The sequence below is a fragment of the Aliinostoc sp. HNIBRCY26 genome (assembly GCF_050235535.1).
In the GTDB taxonomy this organism is placed as follows: domain Bacteria; phylum Cyanobacteriota; class Cyanobacteriia; order Cyanobacteriales; family Nostocaceae; genus Trichormus.
This window is the reverse complement of the sequence record NZ_CP189852.1, coordinates 4094296-4112920: the sequence shown is the minus strand read 5'-3', so window position 1 is coordinate 4112920 and position 18625 is coordinate 4094296. Positions and strand designations below refer to the sequence as shown.

The following is an 18625-nucleotide window of genomic DNA, read 5'->3' as shown; positions in this document are numbered from 1 at the left end:
TAATAATAACAAACAATAGTAGCACTTTTTTATGAAAATCATCGGATTTTAAGATTGTTTTAATCTAATTCCCCCAAAAGATTTTCATAATGGGATGGACAGGGCGGGCAAAACTGCCAAAAAATTGGGAGACAGCATGATTTTGGAGCAGAAAAGACGCGCTTTAATTACTGGAGCTAGTAGTGGGATTGGCAAAGCGACGGCACTAGCTTTTATGAAAGCAGGTATAGATGTAGCTTTAGTCAGCCGTTCTCTGGATAAATTGGAGGCTGTAGCCGCAGCCAAGCCAGAATCTGGAGTCATAGCCAAAGCCTATGCCCTAGACCTAGCAGAAGTATCGCAAGTACAAGCAAAAATACAAGCGATCGCCCTCGATTTTGGCGACATAGATATTTTGGTCAACAATGCGGGGATGGGGTACACAGCCAGCTTAACTGAAACCCCCCTGGCAGATTGGCAAAAAGTGATTGACCTGAATCTGACTAGCGTCTTGCAGTGCATTCAAGGAATTCTGCCAGGAATGCGAGTTCGACGTACAGGGACAATCATCAATATCGCCTCCATAGCCGCCAAACAAACCTTTCCTAACTGGGGTGCATATTGTGTCAGTAAATTTGGCTTACTGGCTCTATCGCAAACACTAGCACAAGAAGAACGCGCCCACGGGATTCGTGTCACCACCATTTGTCCTGGTTCTGTCAACACCGAAATCTGGAATACAGAAACCGTTAATGCTGATTTCGACCGTTCCCAAATGCTCACCCCAGAAGTTGTGGCTGAGTCAATTCTGCACACTGCCTTGTTACCACCACAAGCAGTCATCGATGAATTGATTCTCATGCCTAGTGCTGGCGCACTCTAAATTTAGTTGTGTGTTACTGCTCATTTGTTTTTCATCCATAGCAAATGACCAATAACTAATGACTAATGACTCAAATTCAACCATAACCAAGTATTGACATCATGACTATTGCTAGTTCCAACGGTTCTAATCGCTCACAATCGCCTCTAATCCCCGACTTGGCAGAAGCCATCAACACCCGACCAGACCGCAACACCCACAACGGCAGACAGCCAGATTTGCATCCACCTTCAGAAGAACACATGGAACAAATGATGGATGCAGTCAGATCCATATTAGTAGGTGTGGGTGAAGATCCAGAACGGGAAGGTTTATTAAAGACACCCAAGCGGGTAGCCGAGGCAATGCGGTTTTTAACCAGTGGCTACAACCAGTCCTTAGAAGAACTGCTTAATGGTGCAGTCTTTGACGAGGGACACAACGAAATGGTACTAGTTCGGGACATTAACTTCTTTAGCCTCTGTGAACATCATATGTTGCCCTTTATGGGTAGAGCGCACGTTGCTTATATCCCCAATCAAAAAGTTGTGGGATTAAGTAAACTAGCCCGAATTGTCGAGATGTATTCCCGTCGTTTGCAAGTGCAAGAAAGACTGACTCGCCAAATTGCCGAAGCGGTTCAAACCATCTTAGAACCCCAAGGAGTAGCAGTAGTCATGGAAGCCAGCCATATGTGCATGGTCATGCGGGGTGTGCAGAAACCTGGTTCTTGGACTGTAACTAGTGCCATGATCGGTGTATTCCAAGAAGACCAAAAAACCCGCGAAGAATTCTTCAACTTGATTCGTCATCAAGCAGCATTCTTTTAGGGCATGGGGCATGGGGCATGGGGCATGGGGCATGGGGAATCGGGCATGGGGAATCGGGCATGGGGCATTGAAGTAAAACCTCCCTTGCCTCCCTTGTCTCCCTTGTCTCCCTTGTCTCCCTTGTCTCTCATTCCCTGTCCCCAGTCCCCAATCCCCAGTCCCCATTCCCCAGTCCCTAATCCCCAGTCCCCAATTTCTGAAACAGTAAAGCAACTTTCTCTAAATCTTTATCGCCTGGTTTAATTTCTACACCGCTAGATAAATCAATGCCATCAGGATTAACCTGACTCAAGGCTTCTTGAATGTTATCTGGTGTCAGTCCTCCGGCTAGCAACCAAGGACGACTGGGGCGAAATTGTTTCAATATCTGCCAATCTATGGTTTTACCTGTGCCGCCTAATTGCTGGGGGTGATAGGCATCTAGTAATAAAGTATCTATGTATGGCGTGTAAATAGTTGCTTGCGCTAAATGCTCAACGTTACGGATTCTCATGGCTTTAATAATTTCCACGTTGGGTAAAGTATGACGCAACTGATCGCAAAATTCTGGGGGTTCGTCTCCATGTAACTGTACGCCAGTTAACCCAGAACTAGAGACAATCTGACTGATTTCACTCAGACTGGCATTAGCGAAAACCCCAATTTTGTCAACATTCGGGGTTAAATCCGCCACAGCCGCCTGAATTTGGGAGATAGTGACATAGCGGGGCGAAGTAGGTACACAAATAAATCCTAGTGCAGTTGCACCTAAAGAAGCGATCGCTACTGACTGTTGTGGTTGAGTAATACCGCAGATTTTTACACGCATAGAAAATTTAAATACAGCAAACTGTAAAACCGAATTTCGGTGATGTCCTAACTAACTCTATAATTTTCTAGGTCTACATTAAATTTGACCTTTATATTTAGGAGACAAAAGCTTGATTACACCAAATCTATTGGCAGCTGCTACATCTGTACCAGTCACACCTGAATGGAGTCCAACTGTAGCTATTATCATCAGTGCTAGCAGTGTAGTAGCTCTTTTGTTAACTCTCAGAATTGAAAAACCCCAAGTCGGCCTCAAATTACCTGGGCTACCTCTGAGTGTCCCCGCGTTTCTTGGTGCTATGGCTTTTGGTCATGTGATCGGTATTGGTATCGTCTTAGGATTGACTAATATTGGTCGTCTATAGTTGATGATATTAGTTGTACGTTCTATTCTGACGTATTACTGATGCCAAAACTTTTCAGACTAATTTATGTTCTTTCTCCAAGCATGAGATTTGAGACAAGAGTACAGTCAATTTCGGCGTTACCAACTCAACTGAAGAGAGATAGTTAAACCTTTCTCTTGAGAGAGGATTCTACAACTTCTGTTAGTGGAGTATTAACTGGGTGATTAACTCATAGCCTCAATAAATTGTACTCATGCAGGAGAAAGAACTATGTTTCCATTAATGCTGTTAGCAGTTCAAGTGACTGTTCCTAACACTGGTACAAGCTGGAATTGGGCGGGAACACCGATTATTATTGGTAGTTGTTTATTAGTGCTTTTAATTGCTGGTTGGTCAGTTTGGTATCCCCATGTCGGCCCCAAAATGCCTTTACCTTTCCCTGCTTTATTTAATAATCCTAGTGTGGCGACATTTTTAGCAGCTATGAGTTTTGGTCATATTATTGGCATAGCTGCGGTTTTGGGCTTAACAAATTTGGGTATTCTTTGAAACTTTTCATGAGTTAGGGGAGATGGGAAAAAGATTTCTTATTTCCCTTTTTTTGTCTCAGCTTTTTTATACTTTTGGTCTGATTAAATTATTAATACCCAATATAGAACTGAGTAAAAATTATATCAAGAAAAGCGATGGACTACGCTCTGCCTTTGGCGATCGCAGCACTACCAACTCGGCATAAAATTTGTATTTTTCTATTTTTTCACTGCTCAAGTCAGCCTGATTGTCTATTCTAGAATTGGGGATATAGCAAGATTTTGTCATGTCTCCTCGGCAAAATAACAAATTTATATCTAAAACACCTCATACCATCGGTGGGATGTCTGCTGAAAATATCTAGTTTCAGGATAATCTAATGCAAACAAATTGGAGAATTGGGTCTTTATTTGGTATTCCCCTATTTTTAGACCCCTTGTGGTTTGTCATCTTGGGTTTAGCGACGCTGAATTTTGGTGTAGCGTATCAAGAATTAGGAACTGTAACAGCTTGGAGTGCGGGAATCATTATGGCACTGCTGTTATTTGCTTCCGTGTTAATGCACGAATTAGGGCATAGTTTAGCAGCGCGATCGCAAGGCATTAAAGTTAATTCTATTACCCTATTCATGTTTGGGGGCATTGCGGCGATTGAAGAAGAATCGAAAACCCCAGGAAAAGCCTTTCAGGTAGCAATTGCGGGGCCTTTGGTTAGTATTGGGTTGTTTTTTCTTCTCAGATTAGGTGGTCATGTTGTCCCAGATACTAGCCCAATCAGTATGATGGTGGGTGACTTGGCGAGAATTAACTTAGTTGTCGCCCTATTTAACTTAATTCCAGGATTACCCTTAGATGGGGGTCAAGTATTAAAAGCTGCACTGTGGCAAATTACTGGGAATCGCTTTCAAGCCGTACATTGGGCGGCTAGGGCTGGGCAGATTTTAGGTTATGGTGCGATCGCCTTGGGTTTTGCGGTAGATTTCTTTACTAGAGAGTTAGTCACTGGTTTATGGATTGCGTTATTAGGTTGGTTTGCTGTGCGTAACGCCAACACCTACGACCGTATGACCACATTACAGGAAACCTTGCTGAAAGTGACAGCCGCCGATGCCATGACTCGTGATTTCCGTGTCATAGACGCTGATCAGACTTTACGTTCCTTTGCTGATGCGTATTTATTGGAAACCAACGCATCCGAAGTTTATTTTGCAGCGTCTGATGGCCGTTATCGGGGAATGGTCGCCATTGAGGATTTACGCTTAGTAGAAAGAAGCGAATGGGAAACCCAAACTCTCCATAGTATTGTTCACCCTCTAACGGAAATACCCACAGTTACGGAGTCAACTTCCATTGCTGAGGTGATTAATCAGTTAGAAACTGAGAAATTAGCCCGTGTTACTGTCCTCACACCTGCGGGTGCTGTGGGGGGAGTAATTGACAGAGGAGATATTGTCCAGACTTTAGCAGAAAAGTTAGGTTTGCAGATTAGTGAGGGTGAGATTAAGCGCATCAAACAAGATGGTAATTATCCGCCTGGGTTACAGTTAGGGGTAATTGCAAAGTCTACCCTTTAATTTAGATGCCAGAGGATTTTTCACCACCAAATTACAGTGATAAACGTTGATAATTAGCCAACTTTATTGTTGTTTATCAGTGTGATTTGGTGGTTTTGATTTCCGAATTCCACCACAGGCGATCGCAACTACCAATAAATTACTTGAATATAATTATGAATTATTAAGACTGAAATGGAATCACTGAAAGCTTCAGAAAGCATCCTTTCATTGACTTATTTTTTGTAACCATGTAGAGTAACGTTTTCATTTAAAATCCCCGTGTCTATCAACCGCCTAACTCAACAAATCCAATTCATCATTGAAATTGACCGCCTCAAGTTAATACTGCGTCAAACTTTGCTGACAGATGGTTCACGTCAAGAAAACAGCGCGGAACATTCTTGGCATTTGGCAATTATGGCATTTACTTTGGCAGAATATGCTCCAGAAGGGGTTGATATTCTCTGTGCTATCAAGATGGTATTGATTCACGATTTAGTAGAAATTGATGCGGGGGATACCTTCTGTTACGATGTGCAGGGTAATGAGGGTAAAGCTGAGAAGGAAACGCAAGCCGCATTACGTTTGTTTGGAATATTACCACCAGAACAGGGAAAAGAATTTCATCAATTGTGGCATGAGTTTGAATTGTGTGAAACTCCCACAGCTAAATTCGCCGCAGCATTAGACCGCATCCAACCTATACTACATAATCAACAAACCCAAGGCGGAACTTGGCGTATTCACGGGATTAGACGAGATCAGGTAATGAAGCGAGTAGCACCTGTAGAAACTGGTGCGCCGGAACTCTGGCCTTTTGTTTTGCAATTGATTGATGATTGCGTAGCGGCTGGTTATTTACAAGAATCTCGTTTGTAGTGAGGACTAAAGTCCTCACTTCTCTAGGGAGAATTCCACCAAAGTGATGCTACGCCAGCAGAAACAGGACTAAAGTCTTGACTACGAACTTAAAATTTCGTCCCATTCAGATAGACAAAGGGGTTGAGTTGCAATCTCTATATTAAAAACATCTCTAGCCGCAGCAATCAAGGCTGTCATAATTTGATCTACACTCAAGTTTGCGGGTAAATGTACAGGTTGAAAAGACTCTCCACCAAATACTTGAGTAAATAATTCTGCATCTGGTTGCAAACGCATTGAACCATGTTGCAAAATCGCGCCACCTTTCCTTAATTGCGCGCTACCAATTAATTTAGTTTCATCTGTTAAGACTAAATCCGCGCCTGTCGCCGTCCCGAAGCAATTAGGATTATGAATGTAACCGCGTCCGGCTGTACCATAATCTAATTGAACGTCGATCGCTCGCCATCCTTGAATCAAAAATTCACAAATCTGTTGATAATTCTCTAGACGATTCCCTACTAATCCAGAGGTGACAACAGTATAAGTTAAATCCCCTTGGTGTAAAACTGCCCTCCCACCTGTAGGACGACGCACTAAATCTAATGTTTGACCTTTCCAAGTGAGATTTTCCCAGTGTTGGGGATAGGTTTTTTGATGATAACCAAGGGAAATAGCGGGTGGCGACCAGGTGTAAAATCGTAGAGTTGCAGGACAATTTCCTAATAGGTGCTGTTGTAATAACCATCGGTCAATAGCCATCTGCACACTACCAGAAGCTTCTAAAAACGGAATCAGTCGCCAAACCTGCTTGTTACTCATTGAAAATTGTGAACTATTTAAGCTGCACCAAATTCAGATTGTAAGGCTTCGTCATTGTTATCTGCGATCGTTGCCACAATTGTAATTAATCGCGATACTTCCCCTGGTGACAACTCTGCTAATGTGCGTGTAGAAATGACTACTACTCGATTATCCACAATCCCAAACCGCGCTTCAAAGGTGCTAGAACAGTTCATTTCCAAAAGTTGACGCATTAACTTAGGTTCATCTTTAGCTGGTAGCTGAAGAATCGCAGACCAAACTGTGATGGTGTCTTCATCGGTTGTTCCGGTAAGTTGAACAAATACTTCGACACTCCCATATTTAAATTTCCACAGATAACCACCTCCTGCGGGGTGACTCACCATTGCAGAGTCATCTTGTTCCAAGGAATCAATGACATTTTCAATAATTTCCACATGGTTAATGCTGTTTGTTTCTACTAGTTCTTCTAGAGAATCTTTGCTAGTTAGAGTTTCTTGGTAGCTTGTCATACAGATTTTTCTCTCAATATACTCACTACATACTTTATAGCCTGTGAGTCAAATTCGGTTGAGTTCCTCAAGGGAGAGTCTGAGTGATGAGTGCTGAGTGCTGAGTAATGAGTGCTGAGTAATGAGTGCTGAGTTGTGAGTGCTGAGTTGTGAGTGTTGAGTTGTGAGTTTTGAGTGATTTTTTCTCCCCTGCACCCTTACACCCTTGTACCCCTACATCCCTATCCCCCTGTGTTTTCTAGAAGTAAGAAAGGTTACATTTATTTTTGGAAGAATTGCTTGTAATATATCTCTTGCTGCACCTGTACTCAGTAAGCAGTGTAGCAATTTTTAATTTTCATGCCGCTAAGGATGTATAAATCTATGTCCTCTCTGTCTGAAATTGTGCAAACTCGTGATGTGCGTCAGTTGGGAATTAACCCGAATCATTGGTATGTGGTTGCACGTAGTAATGAAGTGACAAATAAACCATTAGGTATGACAATTTGGCATCAGGCGATCGCACTTTATCGAGACAGTCAAGGACAAATTCACGCCCTAGAAGACCGTTGTCCTCATCGTCAAGTTAAACTCAGTCATGGACAAGTCATCAACAATGAATTAGAGTGCGCTTATCACGGTTGGCGTTTCAATCAGCAAGGCGAATGTGCCGCAGTTCCCTATCTCGCCGCTAATCAGAAGCTACCTAACTGTACTATCCGCCGCTACCTAGTCAAAGAACAAGACGGTTTTATCTGGTTATATCTCGGTAAGGAAGAACCAAAAGTAGAACCTCTGGGTTTACCGGAATGGGAGCATTTAAACTATATCGCTACAGTTTCTGTCATTAATTGCCAAGCCCATTATTCCTATTTAATTGAAAACCTGATGGATATGTATCACGGACACTTACATCAGGATTTACAAGCTTGGGCGGAAGCTACACTCCAAGATATAGATGAAAATGATCATCGAGTAGACGCGCACTACCAAGCCCAAAGTTATTACAAAATCGATAAAATCTGGTCAATTTCCCAATTATTCTTCCCTGCACTCCGACGTTTACATCCCGAACCCCTAAATGTGAGTTACATTTATCCCCACTGGATGTCTACTCTAGGAAAAGACTTTAAAATCTATTGCTTATTGTGTCCCATCAGTGAAACTCAAACTAAGGCTTATCTCATTCACTTCACCTCATTAAACGCCTTTTGGCGATTACATAAACTACCAGTATGGTTTCGGCGATTCGTCAAAGATAGTCTGTTTGGTGCAGCCCAAAAATTACTCGATGGTTTAGTTGTTCAAGACGTAAAAATGATTGAAGAAGAACAACAAGCCTACTTACAAAATCCCGAAAGACGCAACTATGAGTTAAATCGCGCCTTAGTCAGTGTTCAAAGACTGATGAAAAATCAAGCGGAAAAATAAAACCAATTCGCAATTCGCAATTCGCAATTCGCAATTCGCAATGGACTAATACCAATTCATGAAAAGAATGAAACAGATGCGTAGGTTGGGTTGAACGAGGTGAAACCCAACAATCACAAGACTTTGAGGTGTTGGGTTGAGGAACGAAACCCAACCTTGTATATTGAGGGAAGTACGGTATTAAACCTAACTTTTTCCGATAAAGAACGTGGTGGAAATGTTGTCCTGATTCCATTAAGCTACGTCAGAAAAATACATGACTTTACCACCGTAAGCTAGACGTAGATTTTCTTCTGTGAGTACCTGTTGTCTAGAACCTGTGGCGATGAGTTCACGGTTGAGTAAGACTAAATCATCAAAGTGGCTAATGGATTCGCCTAAGTCGTGGTTAACTACCAAGACAATTTTATTCGCTGCTGCCAATTCATGAAAAACATCAAAAATTACTGCTTGGGTTTTTTGATCAATCCCCACAAATGGTTCATCAAAACAGAAGATTTCCGCTTGCTGCGTTAAAGCACGGGCTAAAAATACTCTTTGCTGTTGTCCCCCTGATAATTGTCCTATGGGGCGATCGCAAAATTCTTTCATCCCTACTCTTTCTAGGGCATTTTTCGCTACCTGACGGCTGACACTAGAAAAACTACGTAACCAACCAGTCTTTTTTACACGCCCCATCATCACCACATCCCAAACGGTGGCGGGATATGTCCAGTCAATTTGACTACGCTGGGGAACATAGGCGACTTGGTCTAGTTGCTGCATTAGGGCTTTGCTTTGATACAATACCCTACCACTACTGATGGGAACTAAACCCAACATCGCTTTCATTAAGGTACTTTTACCCGCACCGTTAGGGCCAAAAATCCCCGTTAGTCGTCCTGGTTTGACAATGCAGTTGATGTCCCGCAAAGCTTCTTGTGTACGGTAATGTACCCCTAGATGGGTAATGTTAATGTTGGTTGTTGTCATAGTATTAAACCCAACTGAGTGGTCATTTCCTTCTAGGGAAGAATTAGCGGTTCTCATAATGTCATTTCCAAGACTGCAACTAAAAAATGAAAAGATTATGAAAATACTGTAACTTAAAAAATGAGAAAAATATGAAAATAAAGATAACAAGTTTATGGCAGCAAAAACTCACTCAAAAGCCAGAGATTTTGGCAAGGCTGTGTTGGGGGTAGTTATAGGACTTTTGATACATGGATGTACACAAGCCGAGTCTAACCGCAGTGCATCTGTGAGTGGTAATAAGCCGCGAGTTGTAGCAACTAGCACGGTAATTGCTGATTTAGCGGAGGAGGTTGGAGGGGAAGAAATTCAGTTGAAGGGAATTCTGCAACCTGGTGCTGATCCTCATGTCTATGAACCAGTTCCAGCCGATAGCCGATTTTTAGAAGAGGCTGATTTGATTTTATACAACGGCTACAACTTAGAACCAGGATTAATTAAGTTAATGAATGCGGCTGGAGGAAAGGCGCGTAAGTTAGCAGTGGGAGAAGTTGTGCAGCCATTACAGTTAGACAAAGGTAAAGGTGAGATTGTCCCTGATCCTCACGTTTGGGGGAGTGCGGAAAATGCAGTGGCAATGGTAAATGCGATTCGGGATGCTTTAATTGAATTATCGCCAGAAGATAAAGAAAAATTTACCGCCAATGCAGCGCATTTGACACAAGAGTTAAACCAACTGCATAGCTGGATTAATCAACAAATCCAAACGATTCCTCCCCAGAACCGCCGACTTGTGACAACCCACGATGCTTTTCAATATTATGGACGAGCTTACAACATTGCGATCGCCGGTACATTAATTGGTATTAGTACAGAAGAACAACCAAGCGCGCAAACAGTACAACGATTAGTAGAATCCATCAAAAAAATTGGTGTCCCAGCCATTTTTGCGGAAACTACAATTAACCCAGCCTTAATTACTACCGTTGCTCAAGAAGCTAAAGTTAAACTTGCACCCCATCAACTCTACTCTGATTCCATCGGTGCAAAGGGAAGTAACGGCGACTCTTACATCAAAATGATGGAGGCAAACACCCGCACCATCGTAGAGGCTTTAGGCGGTAAATACACACCTTTTCAAGCAAAGAAATAAATACGCATAGGTATCAAAAAATAATAGAAATGAAGTTAAAAGTATATGTCCAAATAGTGGGTTATTGACTATTGACTATTGACTATTGACGTTTGACTTGTGACTTTCATCGTCACTATCTGACTGTAGATAATGACGATTTTTCTCTCGTAACCTAGCATCTTCATCATTGTAAAAAAACGATAAAAGAACGAATCGCTGACCACTGATGATTGGAGTGGCTTCATGAAGTAAAGAACAAGAAAAAATTAATGCTTCTCCTGTATTCGGACAATAAAGCTGAGAGCCATACTCTGGAAACCTTAAATGGCCACCTTCATAAAAGCCAGTATTGAGATTCAGTGACATAGCAAATCTTCTGTGGGCTGTACCCTTGGTTGTATTATCACGGTGGCGATTAAAGAAGCCCTGGCCATTTGCTTCATAGCAGGCTACTAGGTAGCGTTCAAAGCGAGTAATACTAAACTGAAAAGCCTTCTCAATTTCCGGCTTAACTCTGCGAATGACGCGTTGATTAATCTGCTCTAGTAATTGAGGATTTGAAATTAAATAGTCTCGGCGTTTTTTAAAAGTGTAGTCATAAACTTCGACTGTCTTTCCATCAATTTGGCGCATAAAGCCAGAATCTTGACCACCATTTGCTAAGTATAAATCAATCAAATGTTGGCAGAATTCTGGCTCTAGTACATTGGGTATAAAAAGCACAGGTGCAACTTTTGTTGCTAGGCTGGCTGGTGGTATAGTAGGTAAGCTTTCAATGAACTGAAAAACTTGCTCTACAGGATTAGCAACAGCTAAGACATTAATGACCTGTAGAACTCGTAAATTTTCATTTAAAATAAAGATTTTAGGCTGATACTGCAATTCACCACTATCTGAATTATCTTGCTGACAAACACCATATTGGATGCTGACTTGCCGATTAAAATCCCACAATAACTTGAAATAAGTCTTGTTTTCAATTAAATCTGCTAGATAGCTATCATCTGAGTCTATACTGACACCAAAGAATGGGACTTGAGAGGAAGCTAATTGGTTTTGTCGAGTACAGAATTGATGGAGAATGTCACGAATATGATTATTTTTTGTACTGCCGAAAAAAAACAAAATAACCCGATATCCTCCAATTGAATTGAAATGAAAGGTTGGGTTTGAGGTGGAGGGGAGAGTAAACCAAGGAACTGGATCGCCAACCGTAAGAGACAGCATAAAGTAAATTTAATTACTACGTGTTTACTAGCTTACTGATAAGGTTTGCTAATACTTAGAATAATACTAATCAAGCTAAATAATTATACTTTGAGCATAAGGCTTTAGATACCAAATAACTTTCAAAATTGGGAGACAGAATCATTACGGTGTATTGCAACGATTCGCACAAAATTACACCATTCCCCATTCCCCATGCCCTATTCCCTAAATGTGATCAATAACTCTTTCCAGAGAAAGACACAATTAACCACGTTATTTTTTAAATTGTAATTGTAAATATAAAACAATAATTTTTATCATCGCCATGACTAAAGAATCGGAAAATCAAAATAATCAGTCATCAGAAATTAGACAACCTGTGAGTAAAGATTGGCATTCCCGTGAAGAACCAAATGTCAAGGAAAGAAACCTCACAGCTAATCCAGGAGATAGAATTTCTGAAGAACCACAATCAATTGAAGAGAAAGCCAAGCAAGTGGCTGTGGATGTCCCAGATATCACAGGGGATCAAATTACAGTCCCGACTTATTTTGTAGTTGAATATCCTGATGGTGAAAAAAAAGCACTCCATCACGTTAAAGATGCAGAAGAAATTTCTGATGTGATTCGCCAAGCTAGATTAGACGAAAATGGTAATCGGATTTGGTGGTGATTTGTGGAAATGTTTTGATTGAGGACGAAATAAAAATGTAGAGGTGAGGCTTTAAGTTTGGTGTAGTTTAGGCTCAAGCCTTCTCGGAGAATAACCCAACAAAGTTTTGCAAATGGTGGATGAATATCCGCGAAGGCTATACAGTTTTTATTGTTATGCTGAATCAAATTTCTTGACTATAAACTAGATACATCATCTATTGAAGTAATCCCTAGTTGTTTTTTTGCAGATTTTAACTGTTTCCAAAGAACTTTAATTTCCTGGTAAGCTTCTTGGGGAGATAACTTACCATTAGTCTGTAAATTGCTGATGTAACTTACCCTTTGAGCAAATTCTTGGAGATTGGCATTAAAAACTAAATACTCTGGTTTGAATTGACCGTAATAACGACTGCGGGGATATAAGAAACTTGAGAGGTTAGCGTTAAAATCGGATTGCTCTGCCATTTTTATTTATACCTGTTGAATTTAAAAGGGATTAAACAGATGAATGATTTTTGTTCATCTGTAGATGTTGATATAACAAGGCGTAAGATATTTGATGAGTTTACAGACCAAAATTTGAGACTGGAAATGTCTCTAAAATGATCATCAACTAAGTTGACATAAAAAATAGACTAACAAAATTATTTAAGATTTAGCAAGATATATACATTTTGCAACTAAATAGTGATTTAGGTATACTGCCATTAAAAGGGACAAAAAATCGACCATTTTTTCTTATGAAATTCATCAATTTTTCCTCTGCACAAATTTCCACCAAGAAAGATGCTAATTATTTTGATATTGGTTTGGGTAAATTAATTTTAATTAGACTTGGCGGTTGTTGGGACGTTACTAATAATTTCTTCTAAGGTGCGGAGTAATTCTTGCTCGTTATAAGGTTTGGAAAAATAAGCACGCGCTCCTAGTTGCATAGCCATTTGCTTATGCTTGTTGCTACTTCTAGATGTCAGCATAATTACGGGTATATTCTTCGTTGTACTATTGGAATTAACTTTATCTAGGAAGCCGTAACCATCAAGGCGCGGCATTTCGATATCACAAATTACACCTTCTACCTGTAAGCCATTACTTAACTTTTCCCAAGCGTCTTGACCGTCTTTGGCTTGTTCTACTTGATACCCGCCTTTTTCTAGGGTAAGAGCTAGGAAACGCCTGACATTCATGGAGTCATCAATGATTAAAATTGTCCCTTTCGACTCTATGGTAGAAACTGGTGGTTGACTGCTATGGAAAAATAGGAACGGTGTTTTTAATCTTGTTGATGGTAATGGATGGCTTCTGGAGGTAGATTGATGATTAGCAATCCAATATAACAATTCATTGGTATTGACTAAAGATACTACCCGTCCATCTCCTAAAATTGTGCAGTTACTAAACCCTGGGGGTAGGGAAATATTACCTTCGACTTGGCGAATAGCTACTTCTTGCTCACCCCAGCATCGGTCTACTTGAATGGCGACTGGTTGGTTTCCAGGGATAATCAATACACTAGTAGCATTGATGGCGGGGGGAGTTTCTAGTTCTGGGCTATCGTAGCGTGGGCAGTTAAACTGTAAATAATTACCGAGACGAATTAATGGCAGTGTAGCACTTTGCCAGTGAATCACTTCACTACCAGAAGTAGAGATAATGTGTTCCGGTTGCAGTAAAAATAGTTCTGCGACGACATCCGTGGGGAAGGCTAACAGCATCTTGTTGCTTTCGACTAACAAGACTCGCGCCATAGATAAAGTAAACGGTACGGATAAGGTAAAGGTCGTTCCTACACCTGGTTTAGTATCAACTTTAATGTCGCCACGCACGAGTTTCAGGTTATTACGCACGACATCCATCCCCACGCCACGGCCAGATAAGGCGGTGACTTGCTCGGAGGTACTAAACCCTGGTTCAAAGATGAGTGATAATAGTTCCTCGTCGGTGGCTTGAGTGAGTAAGGCTTCATCTATTCCCATAGCCATTGCACGGGAGCGAATTTTGTCTATGGGAATACCTCGACCATCATCACGCATAGTAATGAGGGTACGATTATTTTGGTGAGTGGCGATGATTTCAATTAAGCCTTGTTCTGGTTTACCGAGGGAGCGACGGGTGGCTGGTTCTTCTATACCATGATCGAAGGCATTTCGCAACAGGTGCATGAGTGGATCATTTAATGCTTCTAAAATGCTGCGTTCGATGAGAGTATCGCCACCTTTGACTTGTAACTGGACATTTTTGCCGTATTCGACATTTAAATCGCGGATAGCTCTGGGGAAACGCTCGACTAAATCCGAAATGGGACGCATTCGGATATGGTTGAGTTTAGTTTGGAGTTGTTTGGATGTTTTATTGAGTTTGCGGGCAATTTGGTCAGTGTCGTCTACACTCAGTTGTATGTCGGTGGAAACTTCTTGGACTTGGACAATGGTTTCCATCACGGATTGCGATCGCAAGTGTAACTCAGAATGGGGATGTTCTCCATTTTGGCTTGAGGACTGACTCACCGAGATAAAATTCCTTGCAGACATTTGCTGATAGGCTGTCCGCAATTCTTGGTTTTCTCGCTCTAGTGTCCGCACACGCTGATTTAAATTCCGCACTAATTTGCGTAGTCTTTCTAATTGTGAATTAACGCCATTGCGCTGCACAATTAATTCGCCAAATAAATCATTAATTTGCTCTAATTGTTTGGTGGGAATTCTCACAGAGTTTTCTTGTTGATATTCCCTATCTTTATTTACAATTGCAGGCTCATTTTTCGCCTCAATAATAGAATGTTCTGGTGCTGTTTCTTCGGCGAATAAAGTATTAATGCTAGCAAAATCAACGGCGGCTAATTCATGATTAATATTGTCATTTTGATAGACTAAATCGGCTGTGACTAACTCTGTAGCTGGGGCATCAAAATCAGGTAATTCCGCAGGCTCAGGAGAAATGACAGGTTGAATTTCCGGTGGTTGAGAGAGGGTTGCTAAATCATCGAGAGCCAGTGTAGTCGGTAAATTATCCCGTTGATTGGTTAATACTAGAGCTTGCGATCGCCGCCATGATTTTAATGCTAAATGGGCAACTTGGGGAATGCGATCGCCTACCGCATTTTCTATATGCAATCTAATCGATTCACATAGTTGAGTGAAAGCCGTCAGTTGCAACATTTCCCCTAAACCGCCCAATTCCGCCGCCAGAGTAGCAACTTCTGTTTGTAAATCTAGCTCGTCTGGTGCTGCTAACAAAGATTCTAAACGCTCTAAACATTCATTGACTTCTGTTTCAAACAACAAGGGAACAATATCTTGTCCTTCATCTGTAGATAAAATAGTCGCCGCATCTTCTGGAGTGGGATCACCAAGACGACTATGTAATTCATCAAAAACCGGATAACAAAAAGTTGCTAACCATTGTTCTTCAATGGCGTTTCCTTCCCCCAGTAAAGTCACAATTTGCCGCAACCAATCCACAGCAGAAAGCAGAGAATTTTGCAATTGCGTATCAATTACCAAAGATTTCTTACTAGTTTTTAAAACCTTAAAAGAATCTTCCAAACGATGGGCTAAATCACTCAAAACCTTAAAACCCATCATACCTGCCCCCCCTTTAATCGAGTGAGCAGCCCTCAAAGCCCCATTAATTTTTTCAGCATCAATGCGGTGACTAGTATCAATTTCTAATAACACCCCTTCCAGGGTATTAATATAATCTGTGGCTTCTTCCAGAAATTGCATCTGGATTTCTAATTCTTTATTTTTGGACATAGTAGTTAGTTAATAGTCATTAGTCATTAGTCAATAGTCATTAGTCAACAGTCAACAGTCATTAGAATAAAATCTACCTTGTCTACCAGTCCCCAGTCCCCAGTCCCCAGTCCCCTAACTCACCTTAAACGTCCCCACAGTTTCCTGTAACTGATGGGAGATTGTTACGGTTTGTTGCAGGGATTGGGCGACTAGGTGGGAGGAGTCGCTGGTGCGTTTTGACAACTTGGCGATGTCTTGCATGAGTTTGTTGACGGTTTGTGAGGTTTCTACTTGGGAAACTGTGGCGGAGGAAATTGACTGAATTAGTGAGTCGATTTGCTGTGATACTTCTAAAATCTGACTGAGGCTTTGCTTGGCTTCTTCAACAATTTGCGTACCTGCCACTACTTGGGTAGTACCAATTTCGATGGATTGTACTACTTCGCTGGTTTCTCTTTGGATGTTTTCTACTATATATTCAATTTCTTGGGTAGCTGATGCACTTCTGGCGGCTAATTCGCCGATTTCTTCAGCAACTACGGCAAAACCTTGTCCTTCTTCGCCGGCGCGGGCGGCTTCAATGCTGGCGTTAATGGCTAGGAGGTTGGTTTGGGTGGCAATTTGGTTAATGATGGAGACTACGCGGGAAATTTGTTGTGAGGCTTCCCCTAAACGTCTGACTTTTCTGGAGGTTTCATCGACGGTTTCCCGCAAAGATAGAATGTTCTGTACGGTTAAATCCATTGCTTGTCCGCTTTTCATGGCGGTGTTGGCTGCATGGGTGGCGACAACGGCGGCTTGCTGCGCGCTATTGGCTACAGCCTGCATGGAATGAGTCATGTTATCTACTGCATCCAGGGTGCGGTTGATTTCCGCCGCTTGGATGAGAGATGCTTCTGCGAGTTGGCGAATTGCACCTTCATTAGAACCAATGGCTGTATTTAACTGATTTGCAGCTTGCTTGACTTGGGTAACAATATCGCGGAGACTTTCGACAATGGAGTTGAAAAAGTCGGCGACAGTACCGATTTCTCCGGTTGTTACGTCGGCGCGGACTGTTAAATCACCTCTAGCTGCGCCTTCGACGTTACTGAGGAGTTCTAGCAGTTGCATTTGTAATGCTGCTTGTCCTTCACTGCTCAAGTCGTGGGTGATAATAGTTCTTTGTTTGGCTAAAATCTGTAAATGTTCTCCGACTTGGTTGATATTAGCCGCTAAAACTCCTAATTCATCTGTGGCTTTGACTTCTACACGGGTGTCAAATTCCCCGCCACTGAGCTTATTTAAAGCGGCGTTGGCTGTATTAAGATGTTCTAAACTACGCTTGGCTAACCAAGCTGCGATCGCACCTACTAAAGCATCGGTAATTACTGCACCAATTACTATAATCCACAGTAATTGTCTTTGGGGTTGCCACAAAACTGCGGCATCTGTAGTTAATAAAACTTGCCAATTCAGGTTAGGTAAACCTTCTAGTAATGGTGATGGCACAAAACTATAAAGTTTACCGTTGCTAATGAGACTATCAGTTTTTTGACGAGTTAAAAGTGTTGTTAATTCAGGCTTGGCGGTTTTTGCTGGTTTACCTAATAATTTTTGGTCTGTACTCAGAAAAACTTTGCCTGATGAGTCTAGTAAACTGTAGGTGTAACCATCAGCAACATAATTTTTCATCGCCGTTTCAAGAGATTTGATAGGTAATCGCGCTCTCACCACAGCGATAGTTTCATCGGTGACTGCATCTTTTACCGGTGCAGCTAGGTAAATATTTTTTGTGTCCGGTTGACTAATAACAGGCGTATTTTTTTGGATAGTTGTTTGAAAATAAGTCTGATATTTTTCTGTATCTAATGGTTCACCTGTAGACTGAACAATGGCTCTGCCTTCTGTATCAAATACAGCGATGCTGTCATAGTTAGGATTAATCTGAAGGATTTGATTGAGGAGTGCTTGCTTTTGGGCATCTGTGGTAATGTTTCTTACCTGAACATTCGTTAAGAAAGGTAAATTAGCTAGAGTTTGAATATCTTGATAACGTTCGAGAATATATCGATTAACTGTGTTGGCTACAGATGCAGCTTCGTCTTGTTGCGTCTTGGTGACTTGCTGCGTGATAGATTTATTTAACAAATTATAGGCGATCGCACCGATAGTAACTATAGGTATGGTGCCGATGGCGATCGCTAAAATTACAACTTTGGTTTTTAAACTCAAATGCTGCACATAATTCACTAAATTATTGACAACATTCCGACTATTTTTTTGATTCTGAGACACACTAGGTAGTTTAACTATACTAGTTGTATTTTGGGGATTCACAATAAATGATTGTTCATTTTCTGAATCTCCACTCTCAGCCATGTTAGTTTTATGAAACATAACGCAATTTTCCTAAATTAAGTACAGAGAACACAAAACAATTCCTCTAATTGCAGTCA

At 41.3% G+C, this 18625-nt stretch carries 18 protein-coding genes; 9 read left to right on the top strand and 9 right to left on the bottom strand.

Features of this window, described 5'->3' with window-relative positions; genetic code table 11:
• Positions 1-136 precede the first annotated feature (136 nt).
• Together ACQFX9_RS17490 and folE are read left to right on the top strand one after the other, a co-directional pair.
• A complete protein-coding gene (locus tag ACQFX9_RS17490; protein ID WP_427157277.1) occupies positions 137-862 on the top strand; it encodes an SDR family oxidoreductase in 726 nt (241 codons plus the stop codon).
• 101 nt (positions 863-963) lie between these two features.
• Positions 964-1671, top strand: coding sequence for a GTP cyclohydrolase I FolE (gene folE, locus ACQFX9_RS17485; RefSeq protein WP_236141221.1), 708 nt, complete (start codon positions 964-966; stop codon positions 1669-1671).
• Between the two features lie 175 nt (positions 1672-1846).
• Here folE and ACQFX9_RS17480 read toward each other — a convergent pair whose 3' ends face one another.
• A complete protein-coding gene (locus tag ACQFX9_RS17480) occupies positions 1847-2479 on the bottom strand; it encodes a phosphoribosylanthranilate isomerase (RefSeq protein WP_427157276.1) in 633 nt (210 codons plus the stop codon).
• A 112-nt stretch (positions 2480-2591) separates the two neighbouring features.
• Between ACQFX9_RS17480 and psaK (ACQFX9_RS17475) the strand changes: the two genes are divergently transcribed.
• On the top strand, positions 2592-2846 hold the full coding sequence (gene psaK / locus ACQFX9_RS17475) for a photosystem I reaction center subunit PsaK (protein ID WP_236141219.1): 255 nt from the start codon (positions 2592-2594) through the stop codon (positions 2844-2846).
• 252 nt (positions 2847-3098) lie between these two features.
• On the top strand, positions 3099-3377 hold the full coding sequence (gene psaK, locus ACQFX9_RS17470; protein ID WP_427157274.1) for a photosystem I reaction center subunit PsaK: 279 nt from the start codon (positions 3099-3101) through the stop codon (positions 3375-3377).
• Between the two features lie 120 nt (positions 3378-3497).
• Here the strand turns inward: psaK (ACQFX9_RS17470) and ACQFX9_RS17465 are convergent, their stop codons facing one another.
• Positions 3498-3647 (bottom strand): hypothetical protein, encoded by a 150-nt coding sequence (locus ACQFX9_RS17465; RefSeq protein ID WP_427157272.1) that lies wholly within the window; start codon positions 3645-3647, stop codon positions 3498-3500.
• 91 nt (positions 3648-3738) lie between these two features.
• Between ACQFX9_RS17465 and ACQFX9_RS17460 the strand changes: the two genes are divergently transcribed.
• Both ACQFX9_RS17460 and ACQFX9_RS17455 read left to right on the top strand, forming a co-directional pair.
• The gene (locus tag ACQFX9_RS17460; RefSeq protein WP_427157271.1) at positions 3739-4932 is read left to right on the top strand and encodes a site-2 protease family protein; all 1194 of its coding nucleotides are present in this window, start codon (positions 3739-3741) and stop codon (positions 4930-4932) included.
• A gap of 261 nt (positions 4933-5193) precedes the next feature.
• The gene (locus ACQFX9_RS17455) at positions 5194-5793 is read left to right on the top strand and encodes an HD domain-containing protein (protein ID WP_427157268.1); all 600 of its coding nucleotides are present in this window, start codon (positions 5194-5196) and stop codon (positions 5791-5793) included.
• 81 nt (positions 5794-5874) lie between these two features.
• On the opposite strand, the gene ACQFX9_RS17450 is transcribed toward ACQFX9_RS17455, so the two are convergent.
• Together ACQFX9_RS17450 and ACQFX9_RS17445 are read right to left on the bottom strand one after the other, a co-directional pair.
• Positions 5875-6597 (bottom strand): lipoate--protein ligase family protein, encoded by a 723-nt coding sequence (locus ACQFX9_RS17450; protein WP_427157267.1) that lies wholly within the window; start codon positions 6595-6597, stop codon positions 5875-5877.
• Between the two features lie 17 nt (positions 6598-6614).
• On the bottom strand, positions 6615-7091 hold the full coding sequence (locus ACQFX9_RS17445; protein WP_427157265.1) for a YbjN domain-containing protein: 477 nt from the start codon (positions 7089-7091) through the stop codon (positions 6615-6617).
• A gap of 363 nt (positions 7092-7454) precedes the next feature.
• Here ACQFX9_RS17445 and ACQFX9_RS17440 point away from each other — a divergent pair, with 363 nt between their 5' ends.
• A complete protein-coding gene (locus ACQFX9_RS17440) occupies positions 7455-8501 on the top strand; it encodes a Rieske 2Fe-2S domain-containing protein (RefSeq protein ID WP_427157263.1) in 1047 nt (348 codons plus the stop codon).
• 234 nt (positions 8502-8735) lie between these two features.
• Here the strand turns inward: ACQFX9_RS17440 and ACQFX9_RS17435 are convergent, their stop codons facing one another.
• Positions 8736-9530: a metal ABC transporter ATP-binding protein gene (locus ACQFX9_RS17435; protein ID WP_427157261.1), complete on the bottom strand. Its 795-nt coding sequence runs from the start codon at positions 9528-9530 to the stop codon at positions 8736-8738.
• 97 nt (positions 9531-9627) lie between these two features.
• Here ACQFX9_RS17435 and ACQFX9_RS17430 point away from each other — a divergent pair, with 97 nt between their 5' ends.
• Entirely contained in the window at positions 9628-10605 is a 978-nt protein-coding gene (locus ACQFX9_RS17430; RefSeq protein ID WP_427157259.1) for a metal ABC transporter substrate-binding protein, read from the top strand.
• Positions 10606-10680: 75 nt separating this feature from the next.
• On the opposite strand, the gene ACQFX9_RS17425 is transcribed toward ACQFX9_RS17430, so the two are convergent.
• The gene (locus ACQFX9_RS17425; RefSeq protein WP_427157257.1) at positions 10681-11814 is read right to left on the bottom strand and encodes a redoxin domain-containing protein; all 1134 of its coding nucleotides are present in this window, start codon (positions 11812-11814) and stop codon (positions 10681-10683) included.
• 307 nt (positions 11815-12121) lie between these two features.
• On the opposite strand from ACQFX9_RS17425, the gene ACQFX9_RS17420 reads away from it, so the two are divergent.
• Positions 12122-12469 carry a hypothetical protein gene (locus ACQFX9_RS17420; RefSeq protein WP_427157255.1) on the top strand — a complete coding sequence of 116 codons (348 nt, stop codon included), beginning with the start codon at positions 12122-12124 and terminating at the stop codon, positions 12467-12469.
• A gap of 176 nt (positions 12470-12645) precedes the next feature.
• On the opposite strand, the gene ACQFX9_RS17415 is transcribed toward ACQFX9_RS17420, so the two are convergent.
• From ACQFX9_RS17415 to ACQFX9_RS17405, 3 genes are all read right to left on the bottom strand, one after another.
• The gene (locus tag ACQFX9_RS17415) at positions 12646-12915 is read right to left on the bottom strand and encodes a DUF7219 family protein (RefSeq protein ID WP_427157253.1); all 270 of its coding nucleotides are present in this window, start codon (positions 12913-12915) and stop codon (positions 12646-12648) included.
• Between the two features lie 359 nt (positions 12916-13274).
• Positions 13275-16205 carry a hybrid sensor histidine kinase/response regulator gene (locus tag ACQFX9_RS17410; protein ID WP_427157251.1) on the bottom strand — a complete coding sequence of 977 codons (2931 nt, stop codon included), beginning with the start codon at positions 16203-16205 and terminating at the stop codon, positions 13275-13277.
• A 114-nt stretch (positions 16206-16319) separates the two neighbouring features.
• Positions 16320-18566 carry a methyl-accepting chemotaxis protein gene (locus ACQFX9_RS17405; RefSeq protein WP_427157249.1) on the bottom strand — a complete coding sequence of 749 codons (2247 nt, stop codon included), beginning with the start codon at positions 18564-18566 and terminating at the stop codon, positions 16320-16322.
• Positions 18567-18625 lie beyond the last annotated feature (59 nt).